The sequence below is a fragment of the Termitidicoccus mucosus genome (assembly GCF_038725785.1).
Lineage (GTDB): Bacteria > Verrucomicrobiota > Verrucomicrobiia > Opitutales > Opitutaceae > Termitidicoccus > Termitidicoccus mucosus.
The window spans coordinates 3,671,944-3,689,204 of the sequence record NZ_CP109796.1 but is presented as its reverse complement, the minus strand read 5'-3'; the positions used below and the strand labels follow the sequence as shown (position 1 = coordinate 3,689,204).

The 17,261-nt window shown below is 62.8% G+C and carries 11 protein-coding genes; 8 read left to right on the top strand and 3 right to left on the bottom strand.

Annotated features, from left to right (window positions below):
- Positions 1-6 precede the first annotated feature (6 nt).
- The 8 genes from OH491_RS12855 to OH491_RS12820 all read left to right on the top strand — a co-directional run bounded on the left by OH491_RS12855 (position 7) and on the right by OH491_RS12820 (position 12,209).
- On the top strand, positions 7-2,508 hold the full coding sequence (locus OH491_RS12855) for a TonB-dependent siderophore receptor (RefSeq protein ID WP_068770904.1): 2,502 nt from the start codon (positions 7-9) through the stop codon (positions 2,506-2,508).
- A gap of 106 nt (positions 2,509-2,614) precedes the next feature.
- A complete protein-coding gene (locus tag OH491_RS12850) occupies positions 2,615-3,622 on the top strand; it encodes a hypothetical protein (RefSeq protein WP_084442278.1) in 1,008 nt (335 codons plus the stop codon).
- Positions 3,623-3,839: 217 nt separating this feature from the next.
- Entirely contained in the window at positions 3,840-6,437 is a 2,598-nt protein-coding gene (locus tag OH491_RS12845) for a sodium:solute symporter family transporter (RefSeq protein WP_068770906.1), read from the top strand.
- A gap of 49 nt (positions 6,438-6,486) precedes the next feature.
- A complete protein-coding gene (locus tag OH491_RS12840) occupies positions 6,487-7,581 on the top strand; it encodes a sialidase family protein (RefSeq protein ID WP_342751051.1) in 1,095 nt (364 codons plus the stop codon).
- A gap of 40 nt (positions 7,582-7,621) precedes the next feature.
- On the top strand, positions 7,622-8,812 hold the full coding sequence (locus OH491_RS12835) for a mandelate racemase/muconate lactonizing enzyme family protein (protein WP_068770908.1): 1,191 nt from the start codon (positions 7,622-7,624) through the stop codon (positions 8,810-8,812).
- Positions 8,813-9,023: 211 nt separating this feature from the next.
- Complete coding sequence (locus tag OH491_RS12830; RefSeq protein ID WP_068770909.1) at positions 9,024-9,989, top strand: D-2-hydroxyacid dehydrogenase; 966 nt, start codon at positions 9,024-9,026, stop codon at positions 9,987-9,989.
- A gap of 89 nt (positions 9,990-10,078) precedes the next feature.
- Positions 10,079-11,011, top strand: a complete 933-nt coding sequence (locus tag OH491_RS12825) for a dihydrodipicolinate synthase family protein (RefSeq protein ID WP_068770910.1) — start codon at positions 10,079-10,081, stop codon at positions 11,009-11,011.
- 274 nt (positions 11,012-11,285) lie between these two features.
- Positions 11,286-12,209, top strand: coding sequence for a dihydrodipicolinate synthase family protein (locus OH491_RS12820; RefSeq protein WP_068770911.1), 924 nt, complete (start codon positions 11,286-11,288; stop codon positions 12,207-12,209).
- Between the two features lie 366 nt (positions 12,210-12,575).
- On the opposite strand, the gene OH491_RS12815 is transcribed toward OH491_RS12820, so the two are convergent.
- The 3 genes from OH491_RS12815 to OH491_RS12805 all read right to left on the bottom strand — a co-directional run bounded on the left by OH491_RS12815 (position 12,576) and on the right by OH491_RS12805 (position 17,123).
- Complete coding sequence (locus tag OH491_RS12815; protein ID WP_068770912.1) at positions 12,576-14,489, bottom strand: amidophosphoribosyltransferase; 1,914 nt, start codon at positions 14,487-14,489, stop codon at positions 12,576-12,578.
- Positions 14,490-14,875: 386 nt separating this feature from the next.
- A complete protein-coding gene (locus tag OH491_RS12810; protein ID WP_068770913.1) occupies positions 14,876-15,847 on the bottom strand; it encodes an exostosin domain-containing protein in 972 nt (323 codons plus the stop codon).
- Between the two features lie 373 nt (positions 15,848-16,220).
- Positions 16,221-17,123 carry a shikimate dehydrogenase family protein gene (locus OH491_RS12805; RefSeq protein ID WP_068770914.1) on the bottom strand — a complete coding sequence of 301 codons (903 nt, stop codon included), beginning with the start codon at positions 17,121-17,123 and terminating at the stop codon, positions 16,221-16,223.
- Positions 17,124-17,261 lie beyond the last annotated feature (138 nt).

The following is a 17,261-nucleotide window of genomic DNA, read 5'->3' as shown; positions in this document are numbered from 1 at the left end:
TTTATTATGAAAATACAATCCTACATCACCCCTGCCGCGCTTTGGCTGCTTGCGCTGTCGGCGGCGCCTTTGGCCCGGGGCCAGAGCACGACGGCCCCCGATAATGGAACCGCGCCCGACGACGAGGTGGTCCAACTTTCCGCCTTCGAGGTGACGACCTCGAAGGACGTGGGCTACCAGTCGATGAGCAGCGCCGACGTGATGCGCATGGACACGCCGATATCGGACATCCCGATGAACGTGAACGTGCTCAACGAGGAGTTTATCAACGACCTCATGGCGCGTGACATCGACGACATTCTGATTTACGATCCCTCGATTGCCAAATCCGGTGACAGCGAGGGTTTCATGATGCGCGGCATTCTAAGCGCCAACACCGTCTTCCTCAATGGATTTCCTCTTACGGGCGGGATTGGCGTCACACAGTTGGCCAATATAGAACGCGTTACTATTATCAAGGGGCCCAACGCCGTCATTTTCGGTCCCGGCGGCTTTGGCGGCGTGGTCAACCGCGAGACCAAGCGCCCGCGTCCCTCGCGCCAGTCGTCGGCCCGCGCCATCTACGGGACGCTCGGCCTGTGGCGCGGGGAGTTCGACACCAACATCCCGCTGGACGCCGGGAAAAAATACCTCCTCCGCCTGAACGCGGAATGGGAGGACGGCACGGTTGCATCCCCGTGGAGCACCTTCCGCAAGGAAACCAGCGCGGGCGCGGCCTTCACCTGGACTCCCACCAGGGCCACCAAGCTGAATATCGAGTATTTTTATAACAAACTGCAGCGGCAGAATCTTTGGAGCGCGCCCATCCTGAACGGCGACCCCGATGGAATGATTGTGGGCGGCACCGTCGCGGTGAATCCGGAAACAGGGCGGAAGGAACTCGTGCAGGGCGGCACCTATCTTACTTATGGCAACCGGCGGATGAATCTTGTCGAACCCGATGACATGCGTGACACCCAGCGTCATATCGGCATGGTCGATTTTCAGCACGCCTTTAATAACAGACTCCAGCTCCGCTCCCAGTTCCTGTATGAAAAACAAAAACAGGCCAACGCGGAGACCGCGCCGGACGCCGGCGGGTTGATCATCCTCAAGGACGCCGCACTGCTGCCACGTCGCGCCACGTCCGACGACCGGGACTATGACAATTACCAGTGGCGCAACGAGCTTTCCGCCAAGTTCGACACCGGCCCGGTGTATCACCGCGTGCTGGTCGGGCTGTCGTATATGGACCAGCGGATGTTCATGGACCAAAAGGTCACGTCGTATAATTTCGGGGGAATCACCAACGCCACTTACCTTAATCGCGATCCCAGCCTTGGCATTATTCCCGTGGGCCAGCAAAAATATGACAATACCGGCATCGTCGGTCCGAACCAATCCGTTTCAAACGTGCTGACCCCAGACGGGAAGGACTACCGGGATCTCACTATTGACAAGGTGCTCGAAGACCCGACGCTGGCGGGGCTGAATCCGCATCTGGTCATGCCGATTAACATATTCGACCGGGAAAAATCGTTCGCCCGCAACACCCCGGTGCTGTTTCCCTCCATACTGCGCGACACCACCACGCGCAACACGGAGGTGTATTTGACTGATATTTTTTCCTTCTGGGAGAACAGGGTTTTTGTGAACATCGGCGCGCGTTATGCCCGCAATTATCAAGGCCGCTGGGACTGGGTGTCCGGCAACGCGGTGCAGCCGGCCGCCACGAAAATCGAGCGGTGGGACGACGGTGTCGCCCACAATGCCGGGGCCGTGTGGCATATCGACTCAGCCGGGCGGTTCTCATTATACGGAAACCTCAACCGCTCCTTCTCACCCCAGGCGCAGGCCCGTCCGACGGTTGACGGCGGCTTTCTCGATCCCGAGACCGGGCAGCAGCGCGAAATCGGACTAAAAATAAACCTCGCGGACGGCCGCGTGCAGGGGCTCGTGACTTGGTATCATATCGAGCATAACAACACATCGGCCGCTGACCCGGAAAACTCCGGCTTCTTCGTCCCCGTTCTCGGGCGAAAGACCGAGGGTATCGAGGTCGGCTATAATTTGCGCCCCACCGACAACTGGAATTTGTTCGGCGGCTACGCGCTCACGGAAACGAAGGACGATCCCCGCTACAAACGCTATATTGCCAGCATGGACCGGATGCCGAGGCACTCGTTCACTATGTTGTCCCGCTGGAACAATTTTCCCGTCAAGGGCATGTCTCTCCGGCTGGGGTTGATTTATAATGGCGAGCGCAACCTCGCGGAGACCAATCTAAACGCCTCGCGCCGGGACGAGCCGGTTTGGGGGCCGGTCCCCGCCACGTGGCAGGTGGACGCCGGCATCACCTATAATTTCAAGCTCACGCCGAAAAACCGCAAAAGCCCGCAAGTCCGGCTTGCGCTTAACGCCAAGAATATTCTCGACGAAACCGATATCATGACTTTCGCCAGCGAATACCAATGGAGGACCCGCGCGGGCCGCGTCGTCGAGTTTTCCTGCGGCATCACATTTTATTAATTGATGTTGCGCGGCGGTCCCGGTAGGGCGAAACCTCAGGTTGATCCGCGGCCCGGCGAGGATGCCCCGCCCTGCCTTGGGATTATCCCGTATATCATTCACACCTATGCAACTCCTCTGGACCCAACTTCCCTCCGTCCCCGACGCCGAGGGTTTCGCATCTCCCTTTGCCGGGATTGGCAATGACGCGCTGCTGGTCGGCGGCGGCGCGAACTTTCCCGCCAAGCGTCCGTGGGAGGGCGGCACGAAAATCTGGTATGACACGGTCTTTGCGCTTCCCTCGCCCGACGGCGCGTGGCGCGTGGCCGGGCGCCTGCCGAGGCCGTGCGCTTATGGTATTTCGGTGACGCATGGCGGCGGCGTGATCTGCGCCGGCGGCGGCGATGCGCGCGAGCATTTCCGCGATGTGTATAAGCTCAAGTGGAACGGCGGCGAACTCGCGGTCGAGACGCTGCCGGCGCTGCCGCGTCCGTGCGCGTTTTCCAGCGGCGCGCTGGTCGGCGACGTGTTCTATCTTGCGGGCGGCATCGAGGCGCCGGATTCGACACGGGCGATGCACACGTTCTGGGCGCTCGATTTGACCCGCACCGCCACCGGGTGGCGTGAGCTTCCGCCCTGGCCCGGGCGCGAGCGCATGCTCGCCGTTGCGGCGGGGCGCCAGAAGGGGGCGGGGCAGGGCGGCGAGTTTTATCTGTTCAGCGGGGTGGCTTTGCGGTCCGGGGCGAATGGCCGGCCCGAGCGCGAACCGCTTCTCGCCGATGGTCATGCCTACGACATCGGTGCCGGCGTGTGGCGTCGCGTCGCCGACATGGCGCCGCGCGTGGCCGCGGCGGCTGCGACACCGGCGCCGGTCGCGCCTGATGGAAGCGTGCTGGTATGTACGGGCGACGACGGCACCAAAAGCCACCTCAACGGGCATCCCTCGCATCCCGGTTTCCCGCGCGATGTGCTTGCCTACAAGCCGGATGCCGACAAGTGGGAGATCGCGGGCAAGACGCCCTTTTCCCGCGCCACGGTTCCCACCGTGGAATGGCATGGCAAGTGGATCGTGGTGAACGGCGAACGACTCCCCGGCTATCGCTCCCCCGATGTGTGGGCGCTGGAAATAAGGTAACGAACCAGGCTCGCCCCTCAATCGTTCTCGTTCTTTTTTCTCATCCGTTCGAGAGAACGAGTAAGAGAACGAGAGCGGTTGGTTGACACCCCGCGCTCCTCCCAATTGGGCGCGCCCCATATGGTTCACTTTTTATACCATCCCCTTGGTATTGAGGGGAGGGGAGACCCTTGGTTTCTTGTGCGGCATTCTTTCCCCGTCCCCTTAATCCATTTTCATGACATCCCCCAAGAAACTCATTTTCACGCTCTGTTGTTTGTTCGGAGCCGCCATCCTGACGGCCTCCGCGCAGGAGGCCGCCCTGCCTTCGCGGGAGAAGCCGGTGCTCACATGGGAACAACTGCCCTCCATCCCCGACAGGGAAGGCTTTGCCGGCAGCTACGGCGGCGTGGCCGGCGGCGCGCTCGTGGTCGCGGGCGGCTCCAACTTCCCCGACCAGCGTCCGTGGGAGGGCGGCACGAAAGTCTGGTATGACACCATTTACACCCTCGAGCCCGGCGCCAGGGAATGGCATGTGGGCGGCAGGCTCCCGCGCGCGGGCGGCTACGGCTTGTCGTTCCCGTGGAAGGACGGCTTTGTGATGTTTGGCGGCGGCGACGCCGCCGGGCACTTCGACGACGCGTGGTTCGTCACCCGCGAGAAGGACGGCAAATTCAAGTTCTCCGCCCTGCCGAAGATGCCCAGGCCGCTCTCCTGCCAGGCGGGCGCGATCATCAGGGGCATTGTATATATCGCGGGCGGGCTGACGGTTCCCGAGGCCAATGCGAGCGAGGCCGCGAATGTGTTTTACAGTCTGGATTTGAACAACACCGCCGCCGGCTGGAAGGAGCTCCCGCCGTGCCCGGGCGGCGGGCGTTTCCTGGCCGCCGCGGGTGTGATCGTCACCGCGACCGGCCCGGCGTTTTATCTGTTCGGAGGCACCCAGCTCGTCCCCGATGACGACGGAAAACCCGTTCGCGAATATCTCCGCGACGCCTGGAGTTTCCATCCCGAGCTTGGCTGGAAACAGCTCGCCGGCCTGCCGCGCGCGTCGGTCGCGCCGCCGTCGCCCGCGGTGCCGGTCGGCCAGACGCATCTGTTTGTGCTCGGCGGCGACGACGGCTTGCAGCGCAATCTCGTCGGCGCGCAGCAGACGCAGCACAAGGGTTTTCCGCGCGACGTGCTCGCCTATCACAGCATCACCGACACCTGGACGCGCGTGGGCGAGGTTCCCTTCTCGCTGGTCACGACATCGATGGTGCCGTGGAACGGCGGTTTTGTCGTCACCGGCGGCGAACGCATGCCGGGCACGCGGTCGCCCGAGGTCTGGAAGGCGACGGTCATCGAGACCAAGGCGACCTTCGGCTGGGTCAACTACGCCACCCTCGCCGGCTATTTGCTGGGCATGGTGGGCATCGGCTGGGTGTGCACGCGCCGCAACAAAAACACCGACGACTACTTCAAGGCCGGCGGACGTATTCCATGGTGGGCCGCGGGCATGGCCATTTACGCGACGATGCTCAGCTCGCTTACCTTCATGGCGATTCCCGCCAAAGCCTACGCGACCGACTGGACCTTCATCTGGGCAAACCTTCCCATCCTGCTCATCGCGCCGGTGTTGATTTCCGTTTACCTGCCGTTTTTCCGCCGTCTGAACATAACCTCGGCGTATGAATATCTGGAAAAGCGCTTCAGCCTGCCCGTGCGCATATACGGAAGCGCCGCATTTATATTATTCCAGGTGGGGCGCCAGGCCATCGTGCTCCTGCTTCCGTCCATCGCGCTCGCCACGGTGAGCGACCTGGACGTGAGCACCTGCATCATCCTCATGGGTGTGCTCTGCGTGGTCTATACCGTGATGGGCGGCATGGAGGCCGTCATCTGGACGGACGTCGCGCAGACGTTCCTGCTGCTGGGCGCGGCATTGATCAGTTTCATCATGATTGCGTTCGGCTCGGAGGGCGGCCTGGCCGGGTTCTGGAGCACCGCGGTCGAAAACAATAAATTCCATCTGTTTAATTTCACCTGGAGCCCGACCACGGCGGCCAATGCATTTTGGGTTATATTGATAGGCAACATATTCGCGCAGCTCGTCCCCTACACCAGCGACCAGGCCGTGGTGCAGCGCTATATGACGACCGACAGCGAAAAGAAGGCCGCGCGCTCCATCTGGTTCAACGCCCTCCTTGCGATTCCCTCCACCATTTTATTTTTTATCATCGGCACGGCCCTGTTCGTATTTTACAAGGCGCATCCGGACAAGCTGGACCCGTCGCAGGCGACCGATTCCATTTTCCCCGCGTATATTGTGCAGAATCTCCCGGTCGGCATCGCGGGGCTGGTCATTGCCGGCGTGTTTGCCGCGGCCCAGTCCACGGTGTCGGGCAGCCTGAACAGCGTGGTCACGGCGATCATGACCGACTTTTACGAACGCTTTGGCGGCAGGGCGAAGGACGCCGCCGCGCTTCGCCTGGCGCGCGTGCTCACGGCGCTGCTCGGGGCGTTCGCCACCGTCTGCGCGCTCGTGCTCGCCAAGCTCAACCTCGCCTCACTCTGGGATGCCTATAGCAGCCTGGTCGGTCTTGCCGCCAGCGGCCTCGCCGGGCTTTTCGCCTTGGGGATCTTTACAAAACGCGCCAGCGGTGTCGGCGCGCTGTGCGGCGCCGTCGCGAGCATCGCGGTATTGGCCTATGTGCAGCATTGCACCCAGCTTCACTTTTTCCTCTATGCCGCCATAGGCATGCTCACATGCTTCATCGTCGGCTGGGTGTGCAGCCTCGTCTTTCCGTCGCGCAAGGACACCACTGGCCTGACTTTCGGCACGATCAAGAAGTAGCAGGATCGCTGGAAAAATAATCATCAATACGATGCAAAAGATAATCATCATGGCTGCGGCGGTCCTCGCGCTTCTTTTGTCCAGGGCGTCCGCATTCGAGACGGATGTCTATACGAGCGGCCGTGATGGTTATGCGTATTATCGTATTCCCGCGATTATAAAGGCGGCCGACGGCTCGCTGCTCGCGTTTTGCGAGGGCCGGGTGAAAAGCAGGTCCGACCGCGGAGACATCGACCTGCTGGTCAAGCGTTCCACTGACGGCGGCAGAACCTGGGGCCCCGCCATCCTCGTCTGGGACGACGGCGGCAACACCTGCGGCAATCCCTGCCCGGTGCTCGATGAGACGACCGGATTTGTCTGGCTGTTCGCGTCGCACAACCTCGGCGCCGACACGCAGGAGGCGATTTCGAACGGCGAGTCCGCCGGCACGCGCACCGTCTGGGCGACGCATTCCAAGGATAACGGCCTCACGTGGGAACCCATGGAGGAACTCACCATGGACGTGAAGCATCCCGACTGGCGCTGGTATGCGACCGGCCCCGGCATCGGCATACAAATCAAAAACGGGCCGCATGCCGGGCGGCTCGTGGTCCCCATCTGCCACGGCAATCCGCGCGCCGCCGGTGTGTTTTATTCCGACGATCACGGAAAAACGTGGAAGCCCGGCAAGGACATGCGCGGCCTGGTCGGCGAGACCCAGGTGGTCGAGGGATTCGGGTCGCCCGGGAAATTGATATTGAACATGCGCAGCGGCTACCCGCACGGCTGCCGCACGCAGTCTGTCAGCGCCGACGGCGGCGTGACCTGGGGCAAACCGCAACAGGTCGCCGAGCAGACCGATCCGCCCTGCCAGGGCAGCATTCTGCGCTGGGAAGACGCCGCGCTGCCGGGCGGCGGTCTGCTGTTGTTTTCCAATCCCGCCGGCAAAAAGAAACGCGTGCAAATGACCGTCCGCGCCAGCACCGACGACGGGAAAACCTGGCCCGGGTCGTTGCTGCTGCACAAGGGGCCGTCCGCCTATTCCTGCCTCGTGCGCGTCGATGAGAAAACCGCCGCCTGCCTTTATGAAAAGGGCGCGGGCGGCGAATTGTATAAGAAAATCACATTCCAGACCTTCTCGCCCGGCGATCTGAAGGCCGAATAAATGCATTTTTATCGTCAGCCTATATAATCAATTCCTCCGCATGAAAATCACAGCAGTAAAATGCCTTCTCCTTTCGGCGCCCTACGCCATTCCCGGCGACCTGGAGCGCGAATTTTGCTTCGCCGACGGCCACCGCACCATCTCGGTGATTAAAATAGAGACCGACGAGGGTCTCTACGGTCTCGGCGAGACCTACATCGGCGTCTTCGCGCCCGAGGCCACGCAGGCCATCGTGAAGCAGCTCGAAATCGACCTCATCGGCCGCGATCCATCGGATATCGCCGGCATCGCCAATATCCTCAAGCTCGCCATCTACTACTGGGGCCGTTTCGGCATGTCCGCCAGCATTGCGGGCGGCATCGAGATGGCGCTCTGGGATCTCAAGGGCAAGGCGCTCGGCGTCCCCGTCCACCAGCTGCTCGGCGGCAAGGTGCACGATCACATCCCCGCCTACGCCAGCGGCGGCAACAACAAGCCCTTCCCCGAGCTCAAGGAGGAGCTGATCGGATATCAGAAACTCGGATACGGAGCGGTCAAGATCCGCATCAACTACCTGGAGCCGCACGAGATCGTCGAGAAGGTCGCCTACTCGCGCGAGGTGCTCGGCAAGGGCACCGGCCTCGGCGTGGACGCCTGCCAGGGCGTGAACCCGAAGGCATGGAATTACAAGGAGGCCATCTCCATCGTCCGTTCGCTCGAACCCTACAACCTTCTCTTCGTCGAGGAACCCTGCGAGGTCACCGACTACAAGGGCTTCGCGAAAATCCGCGCCGGGACGGACTGCATCATCGCGGGCGGCGAGACCGTCTCCAGCTTCCCCGAGGCGGAAAACTACCTCGAGGCCGGCGCGCTCGATCTCTTCCAGCCCGACGCGGCCATCATCGGCGGCATCTCCGCCTTCCGCCGCATCGCGCAGATGTGCGAGCGCAAGTTTATTAAAATCGCCGTCCACACCTGGGCCGGCGGCGTCGGCATCATGGGCAACTATCACGCCGCATTCGCCTCGCCGAACTGCACCATCCTCGAGCTTCCGAACAATCCGTTTCCGCTGCGCGAGGAGTTCCTCGTCAAGCCGCTCACGCTCGTCAACGGCGGCATCGCGGCCCCGACCGAGCCGGGCCTCGGCGTGAAGCTCCCCGAGGATGTCGAAAAACGCTATCCCTACCGCCCCGGCTCCTTCTACAGCACGGTCGGTTATCCGAAGAAGAACCTCGCCGCGCTCAAGAAATAACAAATCAATATAAACCGCGAAAATTGCCAAAAACCGCCAAAAACCAAAACCTTTTTTTAATATAACCGCGAAGGACACGAAGAGCGCGAAGAATAAAAATATCCGATGCATTGCCTTCTCTTCGCATCCTTCGCGGTTATAAAAACCAATCCTTTTTGGCGAAATTTAGCGTATTTCGCGGTTCATTAAAACCTTTCCTCTATTCCAACCTATGTCGAAGAAACTGAAATTATACGCCAGCCACGACGCCTTTTATGCGGACGCCGCGCCGCGCGCGCGCTTTGAAAAAGCCTGCGCGGAGCTGGAGGTGGATCTGGCCTGGCTGCCGCAGAACACGCCCGAGGCCGACGCCCGGGCGGAGCTCAACCGCAGCGACATCGCGCTGGGCTGGCCGGACCCGAAATGGGTGCTGGAAAGCAGCATCGCCTATTTCCAGTGCGGGAGCACCGGTTTTGAAAAATACGTGGGCAAGGGGCTGGAGACCAAGCCGCATTTCGTGATGTGCAACGCGGCGGGGACGATGTCCATCCCCGTGGCCGAGCACGGCATCGCGATGATGCTGGCGGGCACGCGCAACCTGCACGTGCACGCAGTGGACACGGTGAACCGGCGCTTCGAGCGCCGGCCCCCCTACCGCGAGGTGTTCGAGAAGACCGCCTGCGTGTGCGGCTTGGGCAACATCGGCAGCGAAGTGGCGCGCCTGTGCCACGGCCTGGGCATGACCGTGATCGGGGTGGACATCGCGAAGAGCCACCCCATCGCGAAAGAAATCTACCCGCTCGAGCAACTGGCCCTCGCGGTGTCGAAGGCCGACCATGTGTTCATCACGCTGCCGCTCACGCCGCAGACGACGGGCTGCTTCAACAAAAAGATCTTTGAGGCGATGCGTCCCGGAACCAGCCTGTATGCGCTGGCGCGGGGAGCGCACTACGTGATCGACGACGTGGTGGAGGCGCTGCGCAACGGCCGGCTCGGCTTTGCCGGGCTGGACGTGTTCACGGAGGAGCCGCTCAACCCGGCCAGCCCGCTGTGGACCGCGCCGAACTGCCTGCTCACGCCGCATTGCAGCGGACGCTCGGTGCGCGAGCACGAGCGGCTGGCCGACCTCGCCATCGGCAACCTGAAAAAATTCAAGGCGGGCGAGCCCTTGCGCAACACGGTGATGAAGACCGCCTGAGCCCCCAACTGGTCTCCTCCGGGGCGCACCTCGAAAAGGTGTCCTGGAGGCGGCAATAATATAAAACCCATCGCACAAGACTCACACCCATGAACCCCCTCGCCGCCAAGGAAATCCGCGGAAACTGGGCCACGCTGCTCCTGCCCGTCCGGCCCGACGACAGCATCGATTACGAGCTGCTGTCGTCGGAAGTGGATTATTTTATAACCGCCAAGGTCAACGGCATCTACTCGAACGGAAGCGCGGGCGAGTTTTATGCGCAGACCGAGGATGAGTTCGACAAAATCAACGCGCTCCTGGCCGAAAAGTGCAACGCCGCGGGGATGCCCTTCCAGGTCGGTGCCGCGCACCCGTGCGCGCAGACCGCGCGGGAACGGCTCCGCCGCGCGAAGGCATTGCGGCCGTCGGCCTTCCAGGTCACGCTGCCGGACTGGTTCCCGCCGACCCTGGACGAGATCCTGCGCTTCCTCGAAGTGATGGCGGCGGAGGCCGCGCCGATCCCCCTGATCGTGTATAATCCGCCGCACGCGAAACGCAAACTCACGCCCGCCGAGTGGGCGAAGATCGCGGACCGCGTCGCCGGCGTGGCGGGGATGAAGGTGCCCGGAGGCGACGAGGCGTGGTATGGGGCGATGCGCCCGCTCATGACGCGGCTTTCGATTTTCATCCCCGGGCACTTCCTGCACGTCGGCCTCGGGCACGGCGCGCGCGGGGCGTATTCCAACGTGGCCTGCCTGAGCCCGAAGTTTGCGCAGCGCTGGTATGAACTCTGCGTGAGCGACCCGGTTGCGGGAGCCGCGCTGGGCAAACGCATCGCGGCGTTCTGGGCGGGGAACATTGCGCCGGTGATCACCCAACACGGCTTGAGCAACATGGCGGCGGACAAGACGGCGGCGGTGGCGGGGGGCTGGCTGCCGGGGCTCACGACGCGGCTGCGCTGGCCCTACGGGTTCGCGCCGGACGACCTGGCGAGGAAGATCGGCGCAACCGCCCGCGCCGAACTCCCCGAGGCTTTTATATAATAAACCGCTGACAGACATTAAAAGCACCTGAGAAAATAACCAATATAAAGACGCGAAAACGCAAATGAAGTCCGTTTTGACACAGAGGGCACAGAGCTCTGACGCAGAGATCACAGAGAAAGAAAAGAATTTTTCAGGCTTGGCCTCCGCGCCCTCTGCGGGTCGCGCTCTGTGCCCTCTGTGTCAAAACAGACTTCTTCAATTTTCTTTTTGATAGACGCACTAATAATCAAACCTTGCCGGTGACTAAAAACAAATTTTTCCGTCAACATCCATGAACAACAACAAATTCCATTTAACCGGGCTGGTAGCGGCCCCGTTTACTCCATTTGATGCAAATGGGGCCCTGAACCTGGCGATGATTCCGCGGCTGGCCGACCACTACGCGGCGACCGGCGTGAGCGGGGCCTTTGTCTGCGGCACGACGGGCGAGGGCTCGTCGATGTCCAACGAGGAGCGCATGATTGCGGCCGAGGCGTGGCGCAAGGCCACCGCCGGGAAGCTCAATCTCATCGTGCATGTCGGCCACAACAGCCTGGTCGATTCCCGCGCGCTGGCCGCGCATGCCGAAAAGATCGGCGCCGAGGCCGTCGCGGCCATTGCGCCGTGCTTTTTCCGCCCCGGCTCGGTGTCGGAACTGGTCGATTGGTGCGCGGGCATCGCGAGCGCCGCGCCGGGGACGCCGTTTTATTATTACCACATGCCGGCCATGACCGGGGTGAATTTCGCGATGGTGGATTTCGCCCCGCTGGCGGTGAAGCGCATCCCGAATTTCGGGGGGATCAAGTTCACGCATGAAAACATCATGGACTTCAGCAGCGCGCTGGCGGCGGGAGAAGGCGGCTACGATGTGCTTTTCGGCCGCGATGAAATATTATTGTCCGCGCTGGTGATGGGCGCGACCGGGGCGGTGGGCAGCACCTACAACTACGCGGCGCCCATCTACAATCGCGTGATCAAAGCCTACAAGGCGGGGGACATGGCGGCGGCACGCAGGGAGCAATTGAAGTCGATACAATTCATCGAGGTATTTTGCAAATACGGCGGGATGTCGGCGAACAAGGTGATCATGAAGCTCATCGGGCTGGATTGCGGGCCGGTGCGGCAGCCGTTGTCGCAAATCACTTCCGCCCAGGAGGCGGCGCTGAAGGCGGACTTGGAACGGATTGGGTTCTTCGAAGCGGTCCGGGTCGGGTAGCCCGGCATCGCGAGGCTCATCCGCCTTCGTCTGAAAACAAACCCCGGGGCCGCGATGGCCCCGGGGTTTTTATTGGAGTATATAGTGTTTTCATTTAACGGCGGCGCGGCAGCGCTGGTAGGGCGAAGCCTCCGGCTGAGCCGAGGTTCGGAGGGGACGCCTCGCCCTACCTTTTGGGCCAATGTTGAGAGAAAATACTATATCAAAAAATACCGAGGCCGCATTTATAGATGGAGGGACGACCTCCGCGTCGTCCTTCTGCGTCGAAGCGGACGGCACGGAGGCCGTCCCTCCAATTCAAGCATCGCCCACGGTTCAGCCGCCAAGCCGCACAGACAGGAATGCCTGTGCCACTTTTCCGCCGCGTCAGTAGCTTCTGCCGTCGGCTTTTTCGTAGTAATTGATATAAGCCTGGTTCACCACGCGGTAGCCGCCGGGCGTCGGGTATTTGCCGGTGAAATACCAGTCGCCGGTGTGATTCGGCACCGCGGCATGCAGGTTGGCGATGCTTTGGAAGATGATTTCCAACGGGCCGTCCCAGGCGATGTTGCGCCGGGGGCGGACGAGATCGGCGATTTTTTTGGAGATTTCGTCCGCGGTGAAGGAGTCGTAGATTTTACGGACGTGGTTCTCCGTCTCGCCGCGTTCCACGGCCTGGCGGCAGAGCTGGTAAACCTCGTTGAGGAGGCTTTCCTTGCCGCGTTCCTTGATGAGGGAGATAGCGGCCTCGAAGGCGATGAATTTGCCGAGTTCCGACATGTCGATGCCATAGCAGTCGGGGTAGCGGATTTGCGGCGCGGTCGAGGCGATGACGATTTTCTTCGGGTTGAGGCGCGAGAGCATGCGCAGGATCGACTTTCGCAGCGTGGTGCCGCGCACGATGGAGTCATCGACGCAGACGAGGTTGTCGATGCCGGGGCGGACGGTGCCGTAGGTGATGTCATAGACGTGGCTGGCGAGCAGGTTGCGCGCGCCCTCCTCGCCGATGAAGGTGCGGAGCTTGATGTCCTTGCTGACGACTTTTTCGCCGCGGGGCCAGTTGCGCAGGATGACCTCGTCGAGCATGGCCTCGTCGAGGGTGCCGGCGCGGGAGGCATCGAGGATGATTTTTTTCACCTCGTCGCGGCGGCGTTCGCGCAGGGTGTGGAGGAGGCCGAAGTAGCCGACTTCGGCGGTGTTGGGGATGAAGGAGAAGATGGTGTTGCCCCAGTCGTGGTCGATGGCGGCGATGACTTGGTCGGCGAGGCCGCCGCCGAGGGCCTTGCGCTCGGCGTAGATGTCGAGGTCGTTGCCGCGGGAAAAATAGATGCGCTCGAAGGAGCAGGCGGCGCGGGGCAGCGGCGCGGTGAAGGGCGCGGAGGAGACGGCGCCGTTTTTCTTGACGACGACGACGTGGCCGGGGGGAACCTCGCTGGTGGTCTCGGCGGCGGCGTCGAAGACGGTCATGAGCGGGGCGCGCTCGGAGGCGAAGGCGATGACCTCGTCGTCCTCGTAGCGCCAGCAGGGGCGGATGCCGGCGGGGTCGCGCGCGACAAAGGCGTCGCCGTTGCCGATGAGGCCGCAGAGGGTGTAGCCGCCGTCCCAGTTCTGGGAGGCGCGGGTGAGGACGCGGGCAAGGTCGAGGTCGTCGGAGATGCGCCGGGAAAGCTCGGTGCCGGTGAGGCCGCGGGAGCGGAGGAAGCGGTAGATGTCCTCGTGCTCCTCGTCGAGATAGAAGCCGATTTTTTCGAGGAGCGCCTGGGTGTCGGTCGCGAAGATGGGGTGGTGGCCCATGGCGATGAGGCTGCTGTTGAGCTCCTCGGTGTTGGTCATGTTGAAGTTCCCGCAAAGGGCGAGGTTGCGGGTGGGCCAGGGGCTGCGGCGGAAGAAGGGGTGGCAGGAACTGAGGGAGTAGCCGCCGGAGGTGCCGTAGCGGAGGTGGCCCATGAGCAGTTCGCCGCCGAAGTCGAAGTGCTTGCGGACGGTGTCGGCAAATTCGGGATGGATGAGGCCGGAGGCGGTTTTTTTGGCGTAGTCGGACTGGAGGGTTTTGAAGATGCGGTCGAGGGGGTTGGTTTTGACGCAGCGTTCGCGGAACAGGAAGGGCTCGCCGGGCGGGACGTCGAGTTTCACGCAGGCGACGCCGGCGCCGTCCTGGCCACGGTTGTGCTGTTTCTCCATAAGGAGATAGAGCTTGGTGAAGCCCCAGAGCGGAGAGCCGTATTTCTCCTGATAATGCGAGAGAGGTTTTTTCAGGCGGATGAGGGCGATGCCGCATTCGTGGGTGAGTTTGTCGCTCATGGTGTTATGCTGGCGCTGGTGTTTGGTTTATTAATGAAAAGGGAGGAAACCGGGCCAAAAACAAACCCCGCGCCGGCAGGCGCGGGGCGGGTGGTCACACTACGGCGGGGAAAATCATGGGTTCCTCGCTGGTTTCGTTGCATCTGTGTGTCGTCGTTAAGGCGAAAGCATGACGTAGCGCGGGGGCGCGGGGTCAAGGGTTTTTGCGGGGAGACCTTGAATATATGCCTAGAACCTATTGTGATGCAGCAAAAAAGAGGATTATATATAGATTTGATATTTCTCTACGGGAACAAGGCATCCGGGGCACAACCCTCCAAGGTCATCCATCGCATTTGGTCCGGGGTATGGGATGATCCGCCTGCCGGCGGCGGCAAGGCGCCAGCCTACAGACGCGCGCGCAGCCGGTCGAGGCGGGCGAGCGTATCCGTTGTCCAGATACGCGCCTGCATGCGCGCGCCGCGCAGCCAGCCCTCGGGCCAGGCGCGCGGGCGGGCGCGGATGGCGGCGAGCTGCCCGACGATGTAGTTGAACTGCCGCTCCACCGCGAACCAGCGTTCCCACTCCTCGCGCGCCAGCCGTCCGCGTTCGATGGCCTCGGCCTCGCGTCCCGTCAGGATTTCCCAGAGGCGGCCCGCGTCGCGCTCCTTGATGATGAGGCAGAAATCCTCCCAGCGCGGTCCGGTCGGAAACACGTAGCCGTCGGCCAGCACGACGGGGCACACGCCGAGTTGCATCATCTCGAAAAGGCGGATGGACGGCTTGCGCAGCCCGCGCGGGCAGAGGCCGAAATACGAGTCGCGGGCGGAGTCCACGTAATTTTGCAGCGCCGCGTCCCGCGCCTCGCCGGTGGTCTTCCAATGGTCGTAGCGGCCGGTGTCCTCGATGAGCGCGCGTTTGCCGCCATGGCCGGGCGGCAGCGAAAAAACCCGCGCGCGCACCGGGTGGCTGTCGCGTCCGAGAAACGAAAACAGCCACGGGCGGTCCTTTTCGGGGAGCGGCAGGTGCGTGGAGACGAGCGGGTTGGTGTGGCGTTCCGGCCAGTAGAGGCCCGCGCGATGCCGGCGCGAGCCGATGCGCAGGCGCGGCGTCTCGGTGTAAAGCCCGGGCAACAGGCCGTAGGGTTCGTGCCAGTGGTAAACGGTGAAGCAGTCCGCCGGACGCCGCCGCGGCAGCGGATGGGCGCGCAGGCTGCGATAATGCGCATCGGGCGCGAGGTCGGTGAAGATGACCAGCTCCGCGTCGTCGGGGTTGTCCACCAGCTCATGGGTGCGCGGGGTGGAGACGGCGTGCAGATTGCGCAACGCCGGCCCGTCCTGCCGGCCTTTTTCGGAGAGGCTGATGATTGCGACGCGCATCGGTTTGGCCTGAATGCGGGCAGGTTGCGCTGCGATGAGGCGCGGGCGCAAGCTGCGGACGCCGGGCGGCGCGTGTCTTAGATTTTTTTTATGGAACGGGGCGGATACAATTCAAGGCGAGGGCGGTAGCGAATGGCTGTTAGTTATGAGACGCTTGCGCAGGGAGCGGCGGCGTCCCGCCGCCGAACGAGGCGAAAGCCTCCCTTTGTGGATGATTTTATCGGGACTCGACGGGCACGCGTTCCGCGTGTCGGGCGGCGGGACGCCGCCCTCCCTGCGCAAGTGTGTTTTTTAACGACAACAGCCCTTCACCAAGCAGTTCCCTCTTTATCGTTCTCTTTCGTCAGGAACGAAGTAGAGGGAAGCGCAAGTCCTACATTTGTCCGGCGGCGCGGCGCATCGGCTCGACGGGAGGCGGCTTGCCGGTCCAGATTTCGAGCGCGCGGACGCCTTGGTGCACGAGCATGGCGAGGCCGTTGGCGGCGGGCAGGCCGAGCGCAGCGGCTTGGGCAAGGAGGCGGGTTTGCGGGGGATTGTAAATCATGTCGAACACGCCCGCGGGTCGGCAGGCGAGGCGCGCGAGGTCGAGCGGCGCCGGGTCGCTATCGCGCAGGCCGGCGGAGGTGGCGTTGATGACGAGCGCGGCGGCGGGAATGCCGTCGGGCGGCGTGGCGGGATTGAAGCCGTGGAGGGGAATCGTCCCGGCGCCGGCGAGCGGACGCAGGGCGGCGAGCAGAGCGTCGAGGTTGGCGCGGGTGCGGTTGGCGATCCAGAGCGAGGCGCAGCGGCGCTGGAGGCATTCGACGGCGGCGCCGCGCGCGGCGCCGCCCGCGCCGAGGAGGATGACGGGCGCGCCGGCGAGTTCGCGGGCGAGGGTTTCGCGGATGGCGGTGGCGAGGCCGTAGCCGTCGGTGTTGTGTCCGCGCCAGCCGGCGGGCGTCCAATGCAGGGTGTTGATGGCGCCGATGGGGCGGGCGGCGGGGTCGACCTCGGCGACGAGGTCGAAGGCGAGGATCTTGTGCGGGACGGTGAGGTTGACGCCGAGGAATTTTTTCCGGTGGAGCAGTTCGAGTGCGGCAGGAAGATCGTCGGGGGGGATGTCGAAGCGGTGGTAGCGCCAGTCGGAGAAGCGGGAGTCGGCGCGGGCCATCTCGGCGAGCGCGGCGTTGTGCATGGCGGGGCTGAGCGAGTGCTTGATGGGGTGCCCGAGCACGGCAAGCGAGGTGCCGGGGCGGTTCCAGTCACGAAGGTCTTGGAGGGTGAAAACGGTGTCCACGGTGGGAGCGGGCCGGCTGCGCCGGCCGGTTTAAGTTGGAAGTTTAAGTTGAAGTTAAGTCAGCGGCGCGAGGCGCCCACGTTTTCCGACTTCAACTTAAACTTCAACTTAAACTGGCGTCGGCCGCGCCGCCGCCTC